Origin of the sequence: Spirosoma sp. SC4-14, assembly GCF_037201965.1 — a bacterium.
Taxonomy (GTDB): domain Bacteria; phylum Bacteroidota; class Bacteroidia; order Cytophagales; family Spirosomataceae; genus Spirosoma.
The window spans coordinates 1,740,693-1,759,155 of sequence record NZ_CP147518.1; the positions used below are offsets into that span (position 1 = coordinate 1,740,693).

At 50.9% G+C, this 18,463-nt stretch carries 10 protein-coding genes; 7 read left to right on the forward strand and 3 right to left on the reverse strand.

What is annotated here, in order from left to right; genetic code table 11:
- Nucleotides 1-311: 311 nt before the first annotated feature.
- A complete protein-coding gene (locus WBJ53_RS06985; protein ID WP_338875350.1) occupies nt 312-9,737 on the reverse strand; it encodes a putative Ig domain-containing protein in 9,426 nt (3,141 codons plus the stop codon).
- Nucleotides 9,738-10,254: 517 nt separating this feature from the next.
- Here WBJ53_RS06985 and WBJ53_RS06990 point away from each other — a divergent pair.
- Nucleotides 10,255-11,760: an arginine deiminase family protein gene (locus WBJ53_RS06990; RefSeq protein ID WP_338875351.1), complete on the forward strand. Its 1,506-nt coding sequence runs from the start codon at nt 10,255-10,257 to the stop codon at nt 11,758-11,760.
- A gap of 115 nt (nt 11,761-11,875) precedes the next feature.
- Nucleotides 11,876-12,805 carry an arginine deiminase-related protein gene (locus WBJ53_RS06995; RefSeq protein WP_338875352.1) on the forward strand — a complete coding sequence of 310 codons (930 nt, stop codon included), beginning with the start codon at nt 11,876-11,878 and terminating at the stop codon, nt 12,803-12,805.
- A gap of 62 nt (nt 12,806-12,867) precedes the next feature.
- Here the strand turns inward: WBJ53_RS06995 and WBJ53_RS07000 are convergent, their stop codons facing one another.
- Nucleotides 12,868-13,890, reverse strand: coding sequence for a Gfo/Idh/MocA family oxidoreductase (locus WBJ53_RS07000; RefSeq protein ID WP_338875353.1), 1,023 nt, complete (start codon nt 13,888-13,890; stop codon nt 12,868-12,870).
- A gap of 183 nt (nt 13,891-14,073) precedes the next feature.
- Between WBJ53_RS07000 and WBJ53_RS07005 the strand changes: the two genes are divergently transcribed.
- Together WBJ53_RS07005 and WBJ53_RS07010 are read left to right on the forward strand one after the other, a co-directional pair.
- A complete protein-coding gene (locus WBJ53_RS07005) occupies nt 14,074-15,192 on the forward strand; it encodes a glycerate kinase (protein WP_338875354.1) in 1,119 nt (372 codons plus the stop codon).
- A gap of 170 nt (nt 15,193-15,362) precedes the next feature.
- Nucleotides 15,363-15,725, forward strand: a complete 363-nt coding sequence (locus WBJ53_RS07010; protein ID WP_338875355.1) for a hypothetical protein — start codon at nt 15,363-15,365, stop codon at nt 15,723-15,725.
- Nucleotides 15,726-15,732: 7 nt separating this feature from the next.
- Here the strand turns inward: WBJ53_RS07010 and WBJ53_RS07015 are convergent, their stop codons facing one another.
- Nucleotides 15,733-16,509, reverse strand: coding sequence for an MBL fold metallo-hydrolase (locus tag WBJ53_RS07015; protein WP_338875356.1), 777 nt, complete (start codon nt 16,507-16,509; stop codon nt 15,733-15,735).
- Nucleotides 16,510-16,731: 222 nt separating this feature from the next.
- Here WBJ53_RS07015 and WBJ53_RS07020 point away from each other — a divergent pair, with 222 nt between their 5' ends.
- The 3 genes from WBJ53_RS07020 to WBJ53_RS07030 all read left to right on the forward strand — a co-directional run bounded on the left by WBJ53_RS07020 (nt 16,732) and on the right by WBJ53_RS07030 (nt 18,459).
- Complete coding sequence (locus WBJ53_RS07020) at nt 16,732-17,196, forward strand: MarR family transcriptional regulator (protein WP_338875357.1); 465 nt, start codon at nt 16,732-16,734, stop codon at nt 17,194-17,196.
- A 54-nt stretch (nt 17,197-17,250) separates the two neighbouring features.
- A complete protein-coding gene (locus WBJ53_RS07025; protein WP_338875358.1) occupies nt 17,251-17,460 on the forward strand; it encodes a hypothetical protein in 210 nt (69 codons plus the stop codon).
- A gap of 273 nt (nt 17,461-17,733) precedes the next feature.
- Nucleotides 17,734-18,459, forward strand: a complete 726-nt coding sequence (locus WBJ53_RS07030; protein ID WP_338875359.1) for a head GIN domain-containing protein — start codon at nt 17,734-17,736, stop codon at nt 18,457-18,459.
- Nucleotides 18,460-18,463 lie beyond the last annotated feature (4 nt).

Consider the following 18,463-nt stretch of genomic DNA (forward strand, 5'->3'; position numbering starts at 1 on the left):
TTAGTACCAGACTATGTCGTTATTGATAGCATGGCCCATGACAAGTTCTATGCCACTAAGGTGTATTTGCAGATATGCCTATTCCCAAGTTTAATATATTACTCCATTGACCCATTTAAGTTTATAAAGGTAAGTTTATGAAAATTGAAAACAGCCTTATCAAAACTTATGCCGTATTGGAGGCTGGCTGATAAAAATGTAAGCGGGTATTAAACGTTAAATCAAACTCCGAAAAAATACACCGGTTTTAATACGTAAAGCCCGGAATCGGGCTTTACGTATTAGTGAATTTATGACTCCAGCGCCGACTACTATCGGGCATCGCCAATTCGGGGCCCGCGTTTGGTTTGCTGAATCACGAATGGAACACAAATTTCGGCCGGACAGCCACATACGGTGGGTTGTAAGAGCACTGTTACATCCGTATAACAGCCCGACGAATTATAGACCCGAATTGTATAAGCCTGCGCTACGGCCGGACTAGGTAGATTACTGGCAATCGTCCCACCCACCGGAATTACCTGCGCCGATCCTGATAAAGGAGCTGCTTCGTCGAATGTGGCTCCTGCCGAGTACTGATAGGTATAACCTGTCTGGACGTTACTAAGAACAAGTTGAGCATTTGTTTGTGGCTTGTTACCGATACAGGTAGCCGGAATGGCTATAGCCTGGAAGGTGGGTAGACTATCTTCTTCAACGATAAACGGACAGCAACTGAAGTCAGGACATTGGCCGATGGCATTATCAACAGCCAGACTATAAGAGCCTGGAGTCGATACGTCAAGACTATTGGTGGTTGCTCCCAGAATGGCCTGCCCATCTTTATACCATTGGTAGGTAGCGTATCCTAGCGGTGCTGTTAATCGGTAGAGATACTCATCGCCAGCGCAGACTTTGACTGGTATGGTGGTACAAACGGTTGCCGTATCTCCAGGAATCGTTGCTGTGCTATGCAGAATACCTGTGCTATCGGCCTTTGCTTTCAGCGTCAGGGTGAGGCTTTGTGCAGGGCTTAGGGTAGCAATAAGCCAGGTATTTGTGGTTACTCCTGTTGTAAAGGTAGTGCCAACAGGCGCTGTTGCTGAATTGGCTACATACGTCAGTCCTGTTGTTGCTGAGTCTCGAACCACTACATTCGTTGCTGCTGTAGAGCCAATGTTCGTTAAAATCAATGTATACGACAGCGTATCGCCCATATAGGCCTTGGATTTGTCGACCTGTTTGAAGAGGCTTAGCTGTGAGCCTGCTACCTGAGTACAACTGCCTGGGGCCGTATAAGTTGTTGTCAGTGTAGAGCAATTCGGTAAACTGGCAACAATTGTATGGCTGTTGCCATCGGAAAGAAGGCCATCAAACACAGCAGTGAATGTAGCCGAGGGAGTAACCGTAGCCGCGAACGTAAAGCTTTGGATTCCGTTGGTGACGGTAACAATGCCTGTTGTTGAATTACTTAGGCTAACCACTGCGGTAGCTGAATACGTGTTGGTCACGTTTTCACACGCACCCGGCGTCACTACGGTTGTAAGTGAACAGACCGCACTTACCGTACAGGCTTCTGGGGCAGTATAGGTAGTGCTAACGATCTGAGATAGATAATCTACCGTGATTGTGTGCCCGCCCGTTCCGCTCAATAAACCTGTTAGCGAATAAGGAATCGATACGTTTCCGGCCGAAACGGATACCGTAGTGGAATAAACTCCATCCGTAATCGTCGCTATGCCGTTCTGGGCATTCGTCAGCGAAAGTACCCCCGATACGTCATATTGATTTGAGAGTGCATTACATGCTCCCGCAGTGGCGCTGGTAGTAATTCCTATGGCGCATGACTCTGGAGCGATATAGGTCGTGCTGGCTGTTGGGTAGTCAGTGCCTGTGATAGTGACCGTATGGGACCCTGTGCCGGAAGGTAGACCTGCCAGTGTAAACCGCGCAAGTGTTTGCCCATCAAGTATGGTTACGACTGTTGTGGAAGTCCCATCTGTTACCAGTAATGTGCCCGCAGTCGCTGCCGTTAGATTAATCGCACCTGTAATTGAATAGTGATCTGTTGTGGGATCGCACGATCCTGGCGTGACAGCAACTGTGATCGCACTTGCAGCGGTTGGGGCCGAATTGCCTGGTGCCGAATTGGCTCCGCAACTTGCCAGCCAGTTGTATTTATAGGACGCTGTCTTGTCTGTCTGTTGGGCCTGAAGAGTAACGGTTGGATTATCCGTATATAGCTTTAGCGTATAGGGTCCCGCCTGGGTTGTGGGCACCAACTCATTGACGACCGAGAAGCTCACCGGACTGCCATCCAAACCACTATAAATGGGCTGGAAGGTGATTTGGCGCTGGGTAGTGGAGAGGGCCACACAGCTCAGGGTATTGACGGCTGTGATGGTGAAGGGGGTTGGGTTGGTGACTGTAGCCGGAACGATGGTCAGCCGCATTGGTGTGCTGATGGATAGCCCACCGGCATCGGTAGCCGTGACGGTCAGCGTTAATGGTGATCCCACAGTGGTGGAAGGCGTACCCGAAATGGTAGCGGGTGCGGAGAAGCTCAGCCCATTGGTGAGTCCGGCTACAGCGATGGTTAAGCTATTAGGTGTTTCCTTATCGGTAAAGGTGTTGTTTGGAATGCTATAAGTGAATGCCTGCCCGACGGTAGCCGACTGAGGAGCCAGGGCATTGGCCACCGTTGGAGCGGTGTTGACCGGTGCTGGTTGGGGGACGATGGTCAGCAGCATTGGTGTGCTGATGGATAGTCCACCAGCATCAGTAGCCGTGACGGTCAGTGTCAGGGGCGAGCCCACAGTGGTGGAAGGTGTTCCCGAGATAGTGGTTGGTGCGGTGAAGCTCAGCCCATTGGTGAGTCCGGCCACGGTGATGGTCAGGCTGTTGGGTGTTTCCTTATCGGTAAAGGTGTTGGCTGGAATGCTATAAGTGAATGCCTCTCCGACGGTAGCTGACTGAGGAGCCAGGGCATTGGCCACGGTTGGGGCGGTGTTGACCGGTGCTTCTGTGTTTCCGCAATTTGCCAGCCAGTTGTATTTATAGGACGCTGTCTTGTCTGTCTGTTGGGCCTGAAGAGTAACGGTTGGATTATCCGTATATAACGTTAGCGTATAGGGTCCCGCCTGGGTTGTGGGCACCAGCTCATTAACGACCGAGAAGCTCACCGGACTGCCATCCAAACCACTATAAGTGGGCTGGAAGGTAATTTGGCGTTGAGTAGTGGAGAGGGCCACACAGCTCAGGGTATTGACGGCTGTGATGGTGAAGGGGGTTGGGTTGGTGACTGTAGCCGGAGCAATAGTCAGCAGCATTGGTGTGCTGACAGCGAGTCCACCAGCATCAGTAGCCGTGACGGTCAGTGTCAGGGGCGATCCCACAGTCGAAGAAGGTGTTCCCGAAATGGTAGCGGGTGCTGAGAAGGCGAGTCCATTGGTGAGCCCAGCTACGGTGATGGTCAGGCTGTTGGGTGTTTCCTTATCGGTAAAGGTGTTGGGTGGAATGCTGTAGGAGAATGCCTGCCCGACGGTAGCCGACTGGGGAGCCAGGGCATTGGCCACCGTTGGAGCGGTGTTGGTGGGCTGGCTGCTACAGTTCGCCAGCCAATTGTAGCTGTAAGTCGCCGTCTTGCCCGCTTGCTGGGCCTGAAGGGTGATGGTCGGATTGTCGGTATAGAGCTGAACGGTGAACGGTCCTGTGGCTGTGGTAGAGGCTAGTGCGCCTACTGAACTGAGCGTGATGGGTGTGGCATCGGTACCGGCGTAAGTGGGCTGGAAGGAGATTTGGCGCTGGGTAGTGGAGAGGGCCACACAGCTCAGGGTATTGACGGCTGTGATGGTGAAGGGGGTTGGGTTGGTGACTGTAGCCGGAGCAATAGTCAGCAGCATTGGTGTGCTGACAGCGAGCCCACCGGCATCGGTAGCCGTGACGGTCAGCGTTAATGGCGATCCCACAGTGGTGGAAGGCGTCCCCGAGATGGTAGCGGGTGCGGTGAAGCTCAGCCCATTGGTGAGTCCAGCTACGGTGATGGTCAGGCTGTTGGGTGTTTCCTTATCGGTAAAGGTGCTGGCTGGAATGCTATAAGTGAATGCCTCTCCGACGGTAGCCGACTGGGGAGCCAGGGCATTGGCCACCGTTGGGGCGGTGTTGACCGGTGCTGGTTGGGGGACGATGGTCAGCCGCATTGGTGTGCTGATGGATAGTCCACCGGCATCAGTAGCCGTGACGGTCAGCGTTAATGGCGATCCCACAGTGGTGGAAGGCGTACCCGAAATGGTAGCGGGTGCTGAGAAGCTCAGCCCATTGGTGAGCCCGGCTACAGCGATGGTTAAGTTATTAGGTGTTTCCTTGTCAGTAAAGGTGTTGGCTGGAATGCTGTAGGAGAATGCCTGCCCGACGGTAGCTGACTGAGGAGCCAGCACATGGGCTACGGTTGGGGCGGTGTTGGATGGCGCAGCTTCGCAATTTGCCAGCCAGTTGTATTTATAGGACGCTGTCTTGTCTGTCTGTTGGGCCTGAAGAGTAACGGTTGGATTATCCGTATATAGCTTTAGCGTATAGGGTCCCGCCTGGGTTGTGGGCACCAACTCATTGACGACCGAGAAGCTCACCGGACTGCCATCCAAACCACTATAAATGGGCTGGAAGGTGATTTGGCGTTGAGTAGTGGAGAGGGCCACACAGCTCAGGGTATTGACGGCTGTGATGGTGAAGGGGGTTGGGTTGGTGACTGTAGCCGGAGCAATAGTCAGCCGCATTGGTGTGCTGATGGATAGCCCACCGGCATCGGTAGCCGTGACGGTCAGCGTTAATGGCGATCCCACAGTGGTGGAAGGTGTTCCCGAAATGGTAGCGGGTGCGGTGAAGCTCAGCCCATTGGTGAGTCCGGCCACGGTGATGGTCAGGCTGTTGGGTGTTTCCTTATCGGTAAAGGTGTTGGCTGGAATGCTATAAGTGAATGCCTGCCCGACGGTAGCCGACTGGGGAGTCAGGGCATTGGCCACCGTTGGAGCGGTGTTGACCGGTGCTGGTTGGGGGACGATGGTCAGCAGCATTGGTGTGCTGACAGCGAGCCCACCGGCATCGGTAGCCGTGACGGTCAGCGTTAATGGCGATCCCACAGTGGTGGAAGGTGTTCCCGAGATAGTGGTTGGTGCGGTGAAGCTCAGTCCATTGGTGAGCCCGGCCACGGTGATGGTCAGGCTGTTGGGTGTTTCCTTATCGGTAAAGGTGCTGGCTGGAATGCTATAAGTGAATGCCTGCCCGACGGTAGCCGACTGGGGAGCCAGGGCATTGGCCACCGTTGGAGCGGTGTTGGTGGGCTGGCTGCTACAGTTCGCCAGCCAATTGTAGCTGTAAGTCGCCGTCTTGCCCGCTTGCTGGGCCTGAAGGGTGATGGTCGGATTGTCGGTATAGAGCTGGACGGTGAACGGTCCTGTGGCTGTGGTAGAGGCTAGTGCGCCTACTGAACTGAGCGTGATGGGTGTGGCATCGGTACCGGCGTAAGTGGGCTGGAAGGAGATTTGGCGTTGAGTAGTGGAGAGGGCCACACAGCTCAGGGTATTGACGGCTGTGATGGTGAAGGGGGTTGGGTTGGTGACTGTAGCCGGAGCAATAGTCAGCCGCATTGGTGTGCTGATGGATAGCCCACCGGCATCGGTAGCCGTGACGGTCAGTGTCAGGGGCGATCCCACAGTCGAAGAAGGTGTTCCCGAGATGGTAGCGGGTGCCGAGAAGCTCAGCCCATTGGTGAGTCCGGCCACGGTGATGGTCAGGCTGTTGGGTGTTTCCTTGTCAGTAAAAGTGTTGGCTGGAATGCTATAAGTAAATGCCTCTCCGACGGTAGCTGACTGGGGAGCCAGGGCATTGGCCACGGTTGGGGCGGTGTTGGTGGGAGCTGGTTGGGGAACGATGGTCAGCAGCATTGGTGTGCTGACAGCGAGTCCACCAGCATCAGTAGCCGTGACGGTCAGTGTCAGGGGCGATCCCACAGTCGAAGAAGGTGTTCCCGAAATGGTAGCGGGTGCCGAGAAGCTCAGCCCATTGGTGAGCCCAGCTACGGTGATGGTCAGGCTGTTGGGTGTTTCCTTATCGGTAAAGGTGTTGTTTGGAATGCTATAAGTGAATGCCTCTCCGACGGTAGCTGACTGGGGAGCCAGGGCATTGGCCACCGTTGGAGCGGTGTTGGTGGGAGCTGGTTGGGGAACGATGGTCAGCAGCATTGGTGTGCTGATGGATAGCCCACCGGCATCAGTAGCCGTGACGGTCAGCGTTAATGGTGATCCCACAGTCGAAGAAGGTGTTCCCGAAATGGTAGCGGGTGCTGAGAAGCTCAGCCCGTTGGTGAGCCCGGCCACGGTGATGGTCAGGCTGTTGGGTGTTTCCTTATCGGTAAAGGTGTTGGCTGGAATGCTATAAGTGAATGCCTGCCCGACGGTAGCTGACTGGGGAGCCAGGGCATTGGCCACGGTTGGGGCGGTGTTGGTGGGAGCTGGTTGGGGAACGATAGTCAGCAGCATTGGTGTGCTGACAGCGAGCCCACCGGCATCGGTAGCCGTGACGGTCAGTGTCAGGGGCGATCCCACAGTGGTGGAAGGCGTCCCCGAGATAGTGGTTGGTGCGGTGAAGCTCAGCCCATTGGTGAGCCCAGCTACGGTGATGGTCAGGCTGTTGGGTGTTTCCTTATCGGTAAAGGTGTTGGCTGGAATGCTATAAGTGAATGCCTCTCCGACGGTAGCTGACTGAGGAGCCAGCACATTGGCCACCGTTGGAGCGGTGTTGGTGGGCTGGCTGCTACAGTTCGCCAGCCAATTGTAGCTGTAAGTCGCCGTCTTGCCCGCTTGCTGGGCCTGAAGGGTGATGGTCGGATTGTCGGTATAGAGCTGAACGGTGAACGGTCCTGTGGCTGTGGTAGAGGCTAGTGCGCCTACTGAACTGAGTGTGATGGGTGTGGCATCGGTACCGGCGTAAGTGGGCTGGAAGGTGATTTGGCGTTGAGTAGTGGAGAGGGCCACACAGCTCAGGGTATTGACGGCTGTGATGGTGAAGGGGGTTGGGTTGGTGACTGTAGCTGGAGCAATAGTCAGCAGCATTGGTGTGCTGACAGCGAGCCCACCGGCATCGGTAGCCGTGACGGTCAGCGTTAATGGCGATCCCACAGTCGAAGAAGGTGTTCCCGAAATGGTAGCGGGTGCGGTGAAGCTCAGCCCATTGGTGAGCCCAGCCACGGTGATGGTCAGGCTGTTGGGTGTTTCCTTATCGGTAAAGGTGTTGTTTGGAATGCTATAAGTGAATGCCTGCCCGACGGTAGCCGACTGGGGAGCCAGGGCATTGGCCACCGTTGGAGCGGTGTTGGTGGGCTGGCTGCTACAGTTCGCCAGCCAATTGTAGCTGTAAGTCGCCGTCTTGCCCGCTTGCTGGGCCTGAAGGGTGATGGTCGGATTGTCGGTATAGAGCTGAACGGTGAACGGTCCTGTGGCTGTGGTAGAGGCTAGTGCGCCTACTGAACTGAGCGTGATGGGTGTGGCATCGGTACCGGCGTAAGTGGGCTGGAAGGTGATTTGGCGTTGAGTAGTGGAGAGGGCCACGCAGCTCAGGGTATTGACGGCTGTGATGGTGAAGGGGGTTGGGTTGGTGACTGTAGCCGGAGCAATAGTCAGCCGCATTGGTGTGCTGATGGATAGCCCACCGGCATCGGTAGCCGTGACGGTCAGTGTCAGGGGCGATCCCACAGTCGAAGAAGGTGTTCCCGAAATGGTAGCGGGTGCCGAGAAGCTCAGCCCATTGGTGAGCCCAGCCACGGTGATGGTCAGGCTATTAGGTGTTTCCTTATCGGTAAAGGTGTTGGGTGGAATGCTGTAGGAGAATGCCTGCCCGACGGTAGCCGACTGGGGAGCCAGGGCATTGGCCACCGTTGGAGCGGTGTTGGTGGGCTGGCTGCTACAGTTCGCCAGCCAATTGTAGCTGTAAGTCGCCGTCTTGCCCGCTTGCTGGGCCTGAAGGGTGATGGTCGGATTGTCGGTATATAAACGCAGTGTGTAAGGCCCCGAATTGGTGGTAGATGCCAATTCGTTTAGAACCGTAAACGCAATAGCCGATCCATCAATACCACTATAAACAGGCTGGAAAGTAACTTGCCGCTGAGTGGTTGAGACGCTAACACAGGTGAGTGTGTTTACGGACGTAATGGCGAACGTTCCGGGGTTAGTAACATTGGCAGGATATAAGTTGAGCACTAAGGGTGTACTCACCGAAAGTCCACCAGCATCAGTAGCGGTAACAGTAATCGTTAATGGTGAACCCGCTGTTGAGGATAATGTTCCTGAAATAGTTGCGGGAGCCGTAAAACTCAACCCATTAGCGAGCCCGGCAACAGTTACTGTCAGGGTATTGGGCGTTTCCTTGTCGGTAAAGGTGTTGGCCGGAATGCTATAGGAGAATGCCTGCCCGACGGTAGCCGACTGGGGAGCCAGCACATTGGCCACCGTTGGGGCGGTGTTGGTGGGTGGGTTAGAATTACAGGAAACAGGTGCTGAATAAGTAGATGATAGTGTTGTATAACCGTTTCCTGCAATAGAAAGAGTATGATTTCCTGTTCCCGAAGTTAGCCCTCCTAGTGTAAATGTTGCAGAGGTTTGACCGTTGGTAATCGAAACTGTTGTTGTTGCATTACCGTCAGTAATGGTAAGCGTGCTGGCTATAGCGGCAGTTAGCGAGATTGTTCCGGATACGGAATATAAATTTGAAGACGCATCGCAGGAGCCAGGCGTTAAAACTACCGCCAATTTTGGTTGTGCCGAACAGGTAGTTGGGGTCAGGGTTACCGTATGGTCGGTATAACATCCAGCCGTATTATAGACTCGGATGGTATACTGTTTGTTGCCCGAAGGATTATTAAGATTGCTGGCAATGATACCGTTGGCTGGTATACGCTTAGCTCCTCCCGAAAGCGAAGCACCCGCATTGAAGCTCGATCCTTCCGAATACTGATAGGTGTGGATCGAGTTAAAATTTGCCAGTACAATTTGTCCATTTGCCCGAGGGCTATTGCCGTCACAAGTGGCAGCAATAGCCTGTGCCTGAAACGTTGGGATAGGATCTTCCTCAATAATCAGATCACAGCACGAAATATCATTACATTTATCATTGCCGTTATCGATACGTACACTGTACGTTCCTGTTGAGGAAATGTATAGAATATTAGTTGTCTGGTCTGTTATTTCTGATCCATTTTTAAACCAGTGATAGCCCATACGGCCCGCAGGTGCGGTCAGAAGCGACGAAATGGTTGTGCCCGGACATACTTTTACAGGAATCGATGTGCAAATACCTGCTGTTGCTCCGGGAATCGTGGCCCTGGCATATAATACGCCCATACTGTCGGCAACGGCCTGAAATGTTAATTTCAGACTTTGCCCCGCACTCAAAGAACCAATATGCCAGATACTAATAGGACTTCCCTGATTAAAATTGCTGCCGTTGGGGGTGTTTACTGAAGCAGGAAGAAACCGTATGCCTAGCCCCAGCGAATCGCGGACATCTATATTGTTGACAGTCGAACTACCGTTATTGGTTAGTGTAACGGTATAGGCGAGTGTGTCGCCCAGATTGGCTTTCGTCTTATCAACCTGTTTCGTGACGGCTAAGGATGTACTCGTGGATTGAGCCTTTACTTGATTGCCTAAACTTGTTAAGAGACTGATTGCTAGCCACAAGAATAGCCGACGGTTTTGAGAGGAAGCCATGAGTACTGATTCTGAGATGTTTTCCAATAGTTGGCGAAATGTTTACTTAGTAAGTGCTACCTTGTTTACTAAGTAGTGTTATATGTTCTTTATAGGTATTCATTTTGTTTAATGGTGTAGTTTGATATGTATTTAGTTAATGAAAACCAGAAATGGTTTTATTGATATAAAAGAGTCAAAATGCGTGCCAAGATTTTTTTGAAAACAGCTTTGTAGCTGTTTTTACTAAGAAATACGATTTATTTATTGGGCTATTTATATATTTTATGTGTTAATAATAATTAATTGTAGTTTAAATTATTTTAATAGTAAACTAAAAACTTACTATCGAGTATGGGTGATATGCTGGAGTATCCATATTGAAGGAGCATTAAATAAGTTTTATAGCTTATAGAGGGTTTGTTGTCGGCTCCGTGCCAGAGTAAGTCTGCGTATAGATGGTCTGATTTCATTTACACCGTCAAAACTGTACCTTGCATGTCGGGGAGTCGATAGTAACCGAGACCCTGATTTGCGTATGAAAAATGAAAAGAATGCGGCTCTTGCTGATAGTGAGGTGATAAACTCGTTGGATCAATCGAATACGCTTCCTCGTGTTCATGTCTCTTCGGAGATTGGCACCCTGAAGCGTTTACTGATTCATAGTCCCGATCGTGGATTGGGTAAGGTCATACCGTCTAAAGCGCAGGACTGGCTGTTTGAAGACATTGTTCATCTGGACATGATGCGCCGGGATGAATACGATTACTACGTTAAGATTCTGTTATATTTCTTAGATCCTGAGAAAGTACGAGGTAAAATAGCCCGCCTTGGCCCCGACTCTGATCGGACATTTTTTAAGCCCGGCCATTCTGATTATTTCAGGTCCGATAAGGTTGTTGATATTCAGCTTTTATTAGCTGAGATCCTTGCCAATGAATCGATTCGCACTCGTCTGATTGCTGCCATTTGTGGCATCGAGCGCACCTCGTTCCGAACCCAGCAGCAATTGAATGAGTATGATCCGGCCGAACTGGCCAAGATCATGATTTCGGGGTCGCTACCCGACCGCACTATGCTGTTTGCGCCTTTGCCGAACTTTATTTTTACGCGCGACATAGGTATTGTCATTAACGATCACATCCTGCTCAATAAACCGGCTAAACTCGCTCGAACGCGTGAAGCGTTATTGACGCAGTATATTTTCTTTAATCATCCGCTTTTTGCCGATTATCAGGATAAAATCATTGAAATTCCGGATAACGAACATGCTTTCCTGCTATCGGATGCCGATACAAATCGGGATGTGACCCGATCAACACTGGAAGGGGGCGATGTGATGATGATTGCCAAACGCCATCTGATGATTGGGGTTAGCGAACGAACAACGCTCTATGCTGCTCAGCAGGTAATGCGCCTTGTTTTTTCCAAAAACCTGGTCGATAAAGTAACGATTCTGAAAATTCCCAAGAAGCGGGACTATATGCACATCGATACCATTTTTACGCAGGTGAAACGTAATGTATGGGTGTTGCTGGGATCGCTGGCCCGCACGGGCGATGAAGCCAAACAACGTGATGTGATTCACTTTTTCGCACCGAAAGATGTGTCGGAAGACCTGAAAATACTTCAGTTTATTAAAGGGTTGGAACACAAACCAATTGAGATCGAAAACCTGGAAGATTTACTGACCGACATTAGTCGAAACGACCTGGGAGCTACCGATTCGGTGCAATTTATTTATTCGGGTAACAACGAGTTTCCGTTTGGTGCCCGCGAACAATGGACCGATTCCTGCAACCTGCTGGCGCTGAAAGATGGCGTGGTCGTGGGCTATGATCGCAATGAAAAAACGGCCGACGCCTTTCGGGAAGCTGGTTTTGAGGTAATCGGAGCGGCCAAATTGCTCGAACGCTTCGAACGGGGCGAATCGTCGCCCGAAACCATAGAAAATACGTTCATTATGCTCCCTTCTGCCGAATTATCGAGAGCCAGAGGAGGATCGCACTGCATGAGCCTGCCCCTGCTTCGGGATGAAATTTAGCGGAATCAACTTTTCGGCGTTTGGGAAGCTTATCAGTCAAATTCATTGAACTATTAAGGCTTTGGTGCTAATTTGCTGACAAATTAGTACTATTCTTTTACCAACTATCATTCGTATGCAATCTCAGGCTACTTCGCGAATTCTTATGATTCGGCCCGTCAACTTCGGATTCAATCCCGAAACTGCCGGGTCAAATGCGTTTCAGGATATAAAACTGGCTGCGCAAACGAAGGATGCGGCCCAGGAGGATGCTCTTCGCGAATTCGATGAAATGGTGCGTCAGCTTCAGGCTATGGGCGTTGAGGTGATGGTGTATGACGATACCGCCGACCCATACACGCCCGATTCAATTTTTCCGAACAACTGGGTTTCGTTTCATGCCAGCGGAAAAGTAGTGCTCTATCCAATGCAGGCAGAAAATCGTCGGCTCGAACGACGTGTCGATATTATTGACGATCTGGCAAAACGGTTTCATGTGGCTACGGTGATCGACCTGACGCATTTTGAGCAGGAAGGCAAGTTTCTGGAAGGAACGGGTAGTATGGTGCTCGACCGGATGAATCGGGTGGCCTTTGCCAGCCTGTCGCCCCGAACCGATCAGCAGGTGCTGGACGAATTTTCGCAGCAAACCGGCTACCGTACCCTATCCTTCCGGGCGGCCGATGCCAACGGGCAAGCTGTTTATCACACTAATGTGCTGATGTGCATTGGCGATACGTTTGCAGTTGTCTGTCTGGCCGCAATCACCGACCCCGACGAACGGCTGATGGTTCGGCAGGAACTGGAAAAACTTAACAAACGGGTTATTGATATCACGCTCGAACAAATGGCCAGTTTTGCCGGAAACATGCTGATGATTCAGACGCAGAAAGGCCAAAAATTACTGGTAATGTCGACCCGCGCATTCGAATCGCTAACGCCCAAACAAATCGATCAGTTAGACGATTATGCGACCTTACTCCATTTCGATCTGTCGATGATTGAAGGTAATGGTGGCGGCTCGGCTCGTTGCATGATGGCCGAGGTGCATCTGCCGGTGAAATAATGGTTTATGGTGGCGCTGCCTATCAGCATATAGCCTTCTCATGCAGCGCCACCACAAACTACTCACCTTCCGGCTGATTGATAAATTCGTTCGACAATTTCCTGTAAAATGGCTCCCTCTTCGGCTGTGCAGACATTGGAGGGTTTACCCTCGCAGGCATCCAGAAAAGCGGCTGTGTTTTTTAACTGAATGTCGTTGTCTTCCAGATAAGGGAATTGTACATCGGCCAGTTCGCCAGCCAGCTCGGTATGGAGCGAGAATGGAAATAGTTTTACACCACCTTTACTACCAAAAATTTCCAGATTACGGTCTTTGTCGGCCTGCGTATTCAATGCAAACGAAGCCGAAAGCATAATAGAGGCTTTGCCTGGAAAAGATAGATAGGCCATCGTTGCATCTTCTACTTCAAATGTTTCGGGCTTCCACGAACCCATTAGTCCTTTTCCGCCGGTTTTGCCAATAAAATCATAGGCATTTCCCAAAACCTGATCGGGAGTAGGGTAGTCGAGCGCACAGAGAGCCAGATCGAGTACATGCACACCCAGATCCATCAGTGCACCGCCACCCTGCATGGCTTTGTTAGTAAAATAGCCCCAGCCCGGAATGCCACGCCGACGCAGAAAATGAGCTTTAATATGGTAAATGTCGCCTAGTAAACCACTGGTTTTGCAGCGCATCAGCAATGCCCATTCACTGGTTTGGCGAAGCTGGAAATTATAGGCCAGCACCAACCCCTTTTGGGCAGCTAACCTGGCCATGTCGCGGGCCTGTTGTGCATTGATGGCAGGGGGTTTTTCGCAGAATACATGGCTACCATGCTCCAGCGCTTCCATTGTTTGCGGATAATGCAGATTGTTGGGTGTACAGATAACAACAACGTCGGGGGCGCACTGCTGGTAGAGTTCGTTCGTACTGGCAAATGCATGGGCAATGCCGTGTTTATCGGCCAGAGCGCGGGCTTTGGCCTGGTCGCGGCTGCAAACGGCTACTACATCGACGCGGTCGGGTTGTTGTTTAAGGGCCGGAATGTGATTGGTATCGGCAATATTGCCACCACCAATGATGGCTGCTTTAAGTTGGGTCATGCCGTAAAGAAACTAAAAGTAGGTGGATTGTGAATGTTGATTGTCGTTGCCTGGTTTCCTTTAGAAGGAAAGGTTCGGAGAACTATTTACCGGATAAATCGGGAAAAGTACGGAAGAAACCCTACCATATATACTGCTTTGCCCGGCAGTTTGGCTACTTTGGTCGTCGATTAATTTGTAGGTATGAAAATTTTACTGGCACCCGATAAGTTTAAAGGATCGCTGACGGCCAAGGACGTTTGCAACGCTATGACAGAAGGTATTCGTCTGGCAAATCCGGCAGCTACTGTTTTGGCTATTCCGATGGCCGACGGGGGCGAAGGAACCGCCGACGTTCTTACGCAGGCTACCGGAGGAACCTGGAAAACGGTTGTTGTACAAGATCCCATCGGTCGGCCAATTGAAGCCGGATACGGCATTTCGGGCGACGGTTCAACGGCCTTCATCGAAATGGCGCAGGCATCGGGCTTGCGTTTGCTAACGCCGTCGGAATATGATCCCTTCCAGACGAATACTTTCGGAACCGGCGAACTAATCGTTGATGCGGTTCGGGCGGGTGTAAAGCATATCGTTCTGGGCATTGGTGGAAGTGCTACCAACGATGCCGGTACTGGCATGGCGGCTGCACTCGGCTGGCGATTTCTGAACGAGGTGGGCCAGGAAATGCGGCCATGTGGCGGAAAGATGGCTCAGATTCATACAATAGTTCCGCCCGAAAACAACCTGCCCGTAACAGTTGATGTTGCCTGCGACGTAACCAATCCACTTACAGGAACACAGGGAGCCAGTTATATCTATGGTCCACAAAAAGGGGCTAAACTCGCAGATCTTCCTATTCTGGATGCGGGTATGAGCCATTGGGCTACGCTGGTGAACGAACAGTTTGCGGTCGATCTGCCAGATGTGCCGGGAGCCGGAGCTGCTGGTGGATTAGGGGCCGGAGCGCTGTTGTTTTTACGGGCAAAACTAACCGAAGGGGTTGGGCTGATTATCCAACATACTCATTTGGCCGAAAAAATGACCGGCGTCGATCTGGTTCTGACCGGTGAAGGGCGCATTGATAAGCAGACATTGCAGGGAAAACTCATTGCCGGAATAGCCCGATTAGCCCAGGAACAGCGGATTCCGGTAGTCGCTTTGTGTGGATCGCTGCAACTTAATCCGCATGAACTCGATGCGCTGGGGTTAACCAGCGCGTTTTCAATTGTGCCCGGCCCTATCGATTTAGAGGATGCACTGACAAACGCGGCTGACTATTTAAAACGAACCACTTTTCAGCTAATGCGCCTGATGCGCACCTGACAAAGGCACCAATTATTTCCCAGTTTAGCGAGTTATTGACTGTAATTGGCCTTCTGTGCATTCTGACTGGTTGTCTCTGTGGTTGGGTAGTACTTTTGGTTATCCGGAAAAGAGTAAGCATAAGCACCCGGCTTAACCGTAAACAACCTACGATTGAATCCGTACTGACAATGGCAAACGAAAAAACAGTTATCGACGAATGGTCGGTTCGAGACCTTGAAGACAACTCGTCCCTGAATATTACTGTAATGAGTTGCACTGAACTTGGCAACCAGTCGTTGCCCGGTTTGCAGGTCTATTATATGGGGCACATCATTAACTACGAACCGCTGGCGGCCGAGCGTTGGGCCTATCAGGCATCCAAAGCGGGGGTAACCGATTATTTGCTTGAAGATCTGTCATGGATGGTCCATGCCGATCAGTTTGTTAAGGTCTATTTTGTTGTTGGTGCGCCCCTGAAAGCGCGTGTCGATGTGAAAACACGAAGCTCAAAAGTAATGTCAAAAAGCTACGAACTGCCGTTTGAGGTATGATTGGGACTTAAACAAAATTACCCGCAATGGTAAAGACCGGAGTTTCCTCAAAACGCGACGCAACAATTACTTCTGTGTTGTGGGCGTGAGCCGTAAACAGGTCGTGGGTGAGTTGAGGGCTATTGTTATCTTTCGATAGGTGCGACAACAAAATGTGACTCATGAATGACGGCTTATATCCCTTAAACAGATCCAGTGCCTGTTGATTGGAAAGGTGCCCATGGCCACCCCGAATCCGACGTTTCAGATAGTAGGGATAGCTGCCCTTTTCCAGCATATCATCGTCATAATTAGCTTCCAGAAACGCAGCGTGGCATTGACTAAAATGATGAATCACGTTTTTGCAGGGGCTACCAATATCCGTAAACACACCTACCCTGGTGCCCTCACAGTCGATGACAAAGCTGTGTGGGTCGGAGGCATCGTGCAGTTTGGGGAATGCCGTAATAGTAAGAGCGCCAATTTGAACGGGTTCGAAGCTGCGTAGCTGGTGGGTCGGAAAACTCTGATACGGCAACCGCGACTGCTGCAACGTTCGGGGAGTAATATAAACAGGCCACTGGTGCTTTCGGGCCAGTTGCGGTATGCCTCTGATATGATCGGTATGTTCGTGAGAAACGAAAATGGCTTTTATGGTATGAAGCGATAAACCCAGTCGATGGATTCGCTTTTCGGTTTCCCGGCAGGAAATACCCGCATCGATCAGTACGGCTTCCTGCTCATTGCCAACGTAATAACAATTGCCGTTGCTCCCCGAATTTAATGACGTAATATAAAGTGGCATATCAACTGCAAAGTAACGATTTTCCTCCGATTATTGAGGAATCGGAAACGGTTTGCAGAGATGACACTGGACTTCCCCAGAGTGTTATTGTTGCCGCTTGCTTTATATGGACTGGAAGATTGGAAGTTGTTCGGACGGAAGAGTAAAATATTTTTTTTTGATTTTGTTTGCACATACAAATATCAGTTATTACTTTTGTTTCATCAACCTGAAAGAGCTATTATGAATGCAGAAACTAGTGTAACAGTACGGGATACTGGAGCCGAAACGCGCTTTAGTGCCTGCCTACTGTTTTCAGCGAATGCACTGTCCCGGGCAATTACGGCCATCGGTGATGACGAGTTCGGACGGTTTGGGTTGTGCTACTCTCACGCTTATCTGTTATGTGAGGTGGTCGATCAGCCAGGAATAACCCCTTCGCAGTTGAGCGAAACATTATATCTGACACCATCGACCATTACCCGACTGGTGGAAAAACTGGAACAGAAACAACTGGTCCGGCGCGAATCGGAAGGAAAGAAAACACTGATTTACCCCACTCCCGAGGGCGAAGCACTGCAACCCGCAGTGGCTCAGGCCTGGAACCGAGTGGGTGAACGATACTCGAAAGCCATTGGCGAAGCTGATGTATGCCAGCTAACCCAGCAGATTTTTAAGGCAACCCAGGCACTGGGCGACGGCCTCTAATGTTTTTGCAGACTTTATTGTATGCGCAAGCAAACTAATTAACTACTGACCGCTATGAAAACTGACAACGAAACCATAGGACTACTGGTTGGCAAAGGAGATGCCACGACGAAAGACATTTGCCGGTCATTAGCTAAGGAGGGCATTACGGCACTTGTAAAGCAAAAAGAAACCATCTTGACCGAAACCGACGAGCCGCCAAAGCAGTGGTCGGGGCAACCGGGGAAAGATCTCTTTTTTAATGGATGGAAGCTGCTCTTTTGAGGCATGAAGTAGGCTGTTAGCAGTAGATTTGTTTATCTACTGCTAACTTTTCTGCATCTGCCATGTCAACGGGAACCCTACATAGGGTTCCCGTTTTGTTTGGAATCGGCCGGGCAAAGCTATAGCTGGTTACTTTCAGTAAGATCCTGTTGTCTGGATAGCACATTTAGGAAAATAGTTGCATCTTTCGTTAACATTATAGCATCGATTTAACGACCACAGAGAACTGTCTGAAGTAGCGATTTGAGGACAGTTCCTTAACTTTTTCTACATATGAAAACGCTTGTTGCCAGTTTACTTGTGTGTATACTATGCTGTAGTAGCCTGATTGCCAATGCGCAGGACGGCGGTATTGTTGGAAATGGCCAGATGGTGACGCAGCAACGAACCATCGGTAGTTTTCATAAGCTAACCGTGCGGGTTGGGATGCGTGTTCGAATTGCGGCTGGAAATGCCAGTCAGGCCGAACTGGAAGGCGAAAGTAATGTACTGCCGCATGTAGTGACTCAGGTGAAAAATGGTGAACTGACGGTCATGCTGAATGAAAACACCCATTTTAAAAATACCAAAGGTGTAACCGTAACGATTCATGTGCCGCAACTCGACCAGATTATAGTGAGCACTGGCTGTTCGGTTAATTCCGATCGGCCCATTCTGGCTACCAACCTCACCGCAACTGTTGAAACGGGTAGCAGCCTGACTGCACCGGTTACGGCCAAAAGCCTGAAATTGACCGTGCGCGAAGGCTCGAAGGCAAGTCTTCAGGGCACGGTTGCCGATGCCACCATTCGGATGTCGGGGGCGGGAAAACTGGATGCCGATAAGCTGACAATTGAACGGGCTGATATAAAAATAGACGGCGCTAGTCAGGCGAATGTGCATGTGACCAAAACATTGGCAGCAACCGCCGATGGTGTCAGTTCAATTACTTACTCGGGAAATCCTGCCGTTACAACCAAAGAGGCTACCGGCTTATCGAAAATACGCCAGCGAAGCTAAACAA

Bases quoted from the DNA above. Each gene is read 5' to 3' on its own strand.
- WBJ53_RS06985 (WP_338875350.1), bottom strand. From the start codon at position 9,737: ATGGCTTCCTCTCAAAACCGTCGGCTATTCTTGTGGCTAGCAATCAGT.
- WBJ53_RS06990 (WP_338875351.1), top strand. From the start codon at position 10,255: ATGAAAAATGAAAAGAATGCGGCTCTTGCTGATAGTGAGGTGATAAAC.
- WBJ53_RS06995 (WP_338875352.1), top strand. From the start codon at position 11,876: ATGCAATCTCAGGCTACTTCGCGAATTCTTATGATTCGGCCCGTCAAC.
- WBJ53_RS07000 (WP_338875353.1), bottom strand. From the start codon at position 13,890: ATGACCCAACTTAAAGCAGCCATCATTGGTGGTGGCAATATTGCCGAT.
- WBJ53_RS07005 (WP_338875354.1), top strand. From the start codon at position 14,074: ATGAAAATTTTACTGGCACCCGATAAGTTTAAAGGATCGCTGACGGCC.
- WBJ53_RS07010 (WP_338875355.1), top strand. From the start codon at position 15,363: ATGGCAAACGAAAAAACAGTTATCGACGAATGGTCGGTTCGAGACCTT.
- WBJ53_RS07015 (WP_338875356.1), bottom strand. From the start codon at position 16,509: ATGCCACTTTATATTACGTCATTAAATTCGGGGAGCAACGGCAATTGT.
- WBJ53_RS07020 (WP_338875357.1), top strand. From the start codon at position 16,732: ATGAATGCAGAAACTAGTGTAACAGTACGGGATACTGGAGCCGAAACG.
- WBJ53_RS07025 (WP_338875358.1), top strand. From the start codon at position 17,251: ATGAAAACTGACAACGAAACCATAGGACTACTGGTTGGCAAAGGAGAT.
- WBJ53_RS07030 (WP_338875359.1), top strand. From the start codon at position 17,734: ATGAAAACGCTTGTTGCCAGTTTACTTGTGTGTATACTATGCTGTAGT.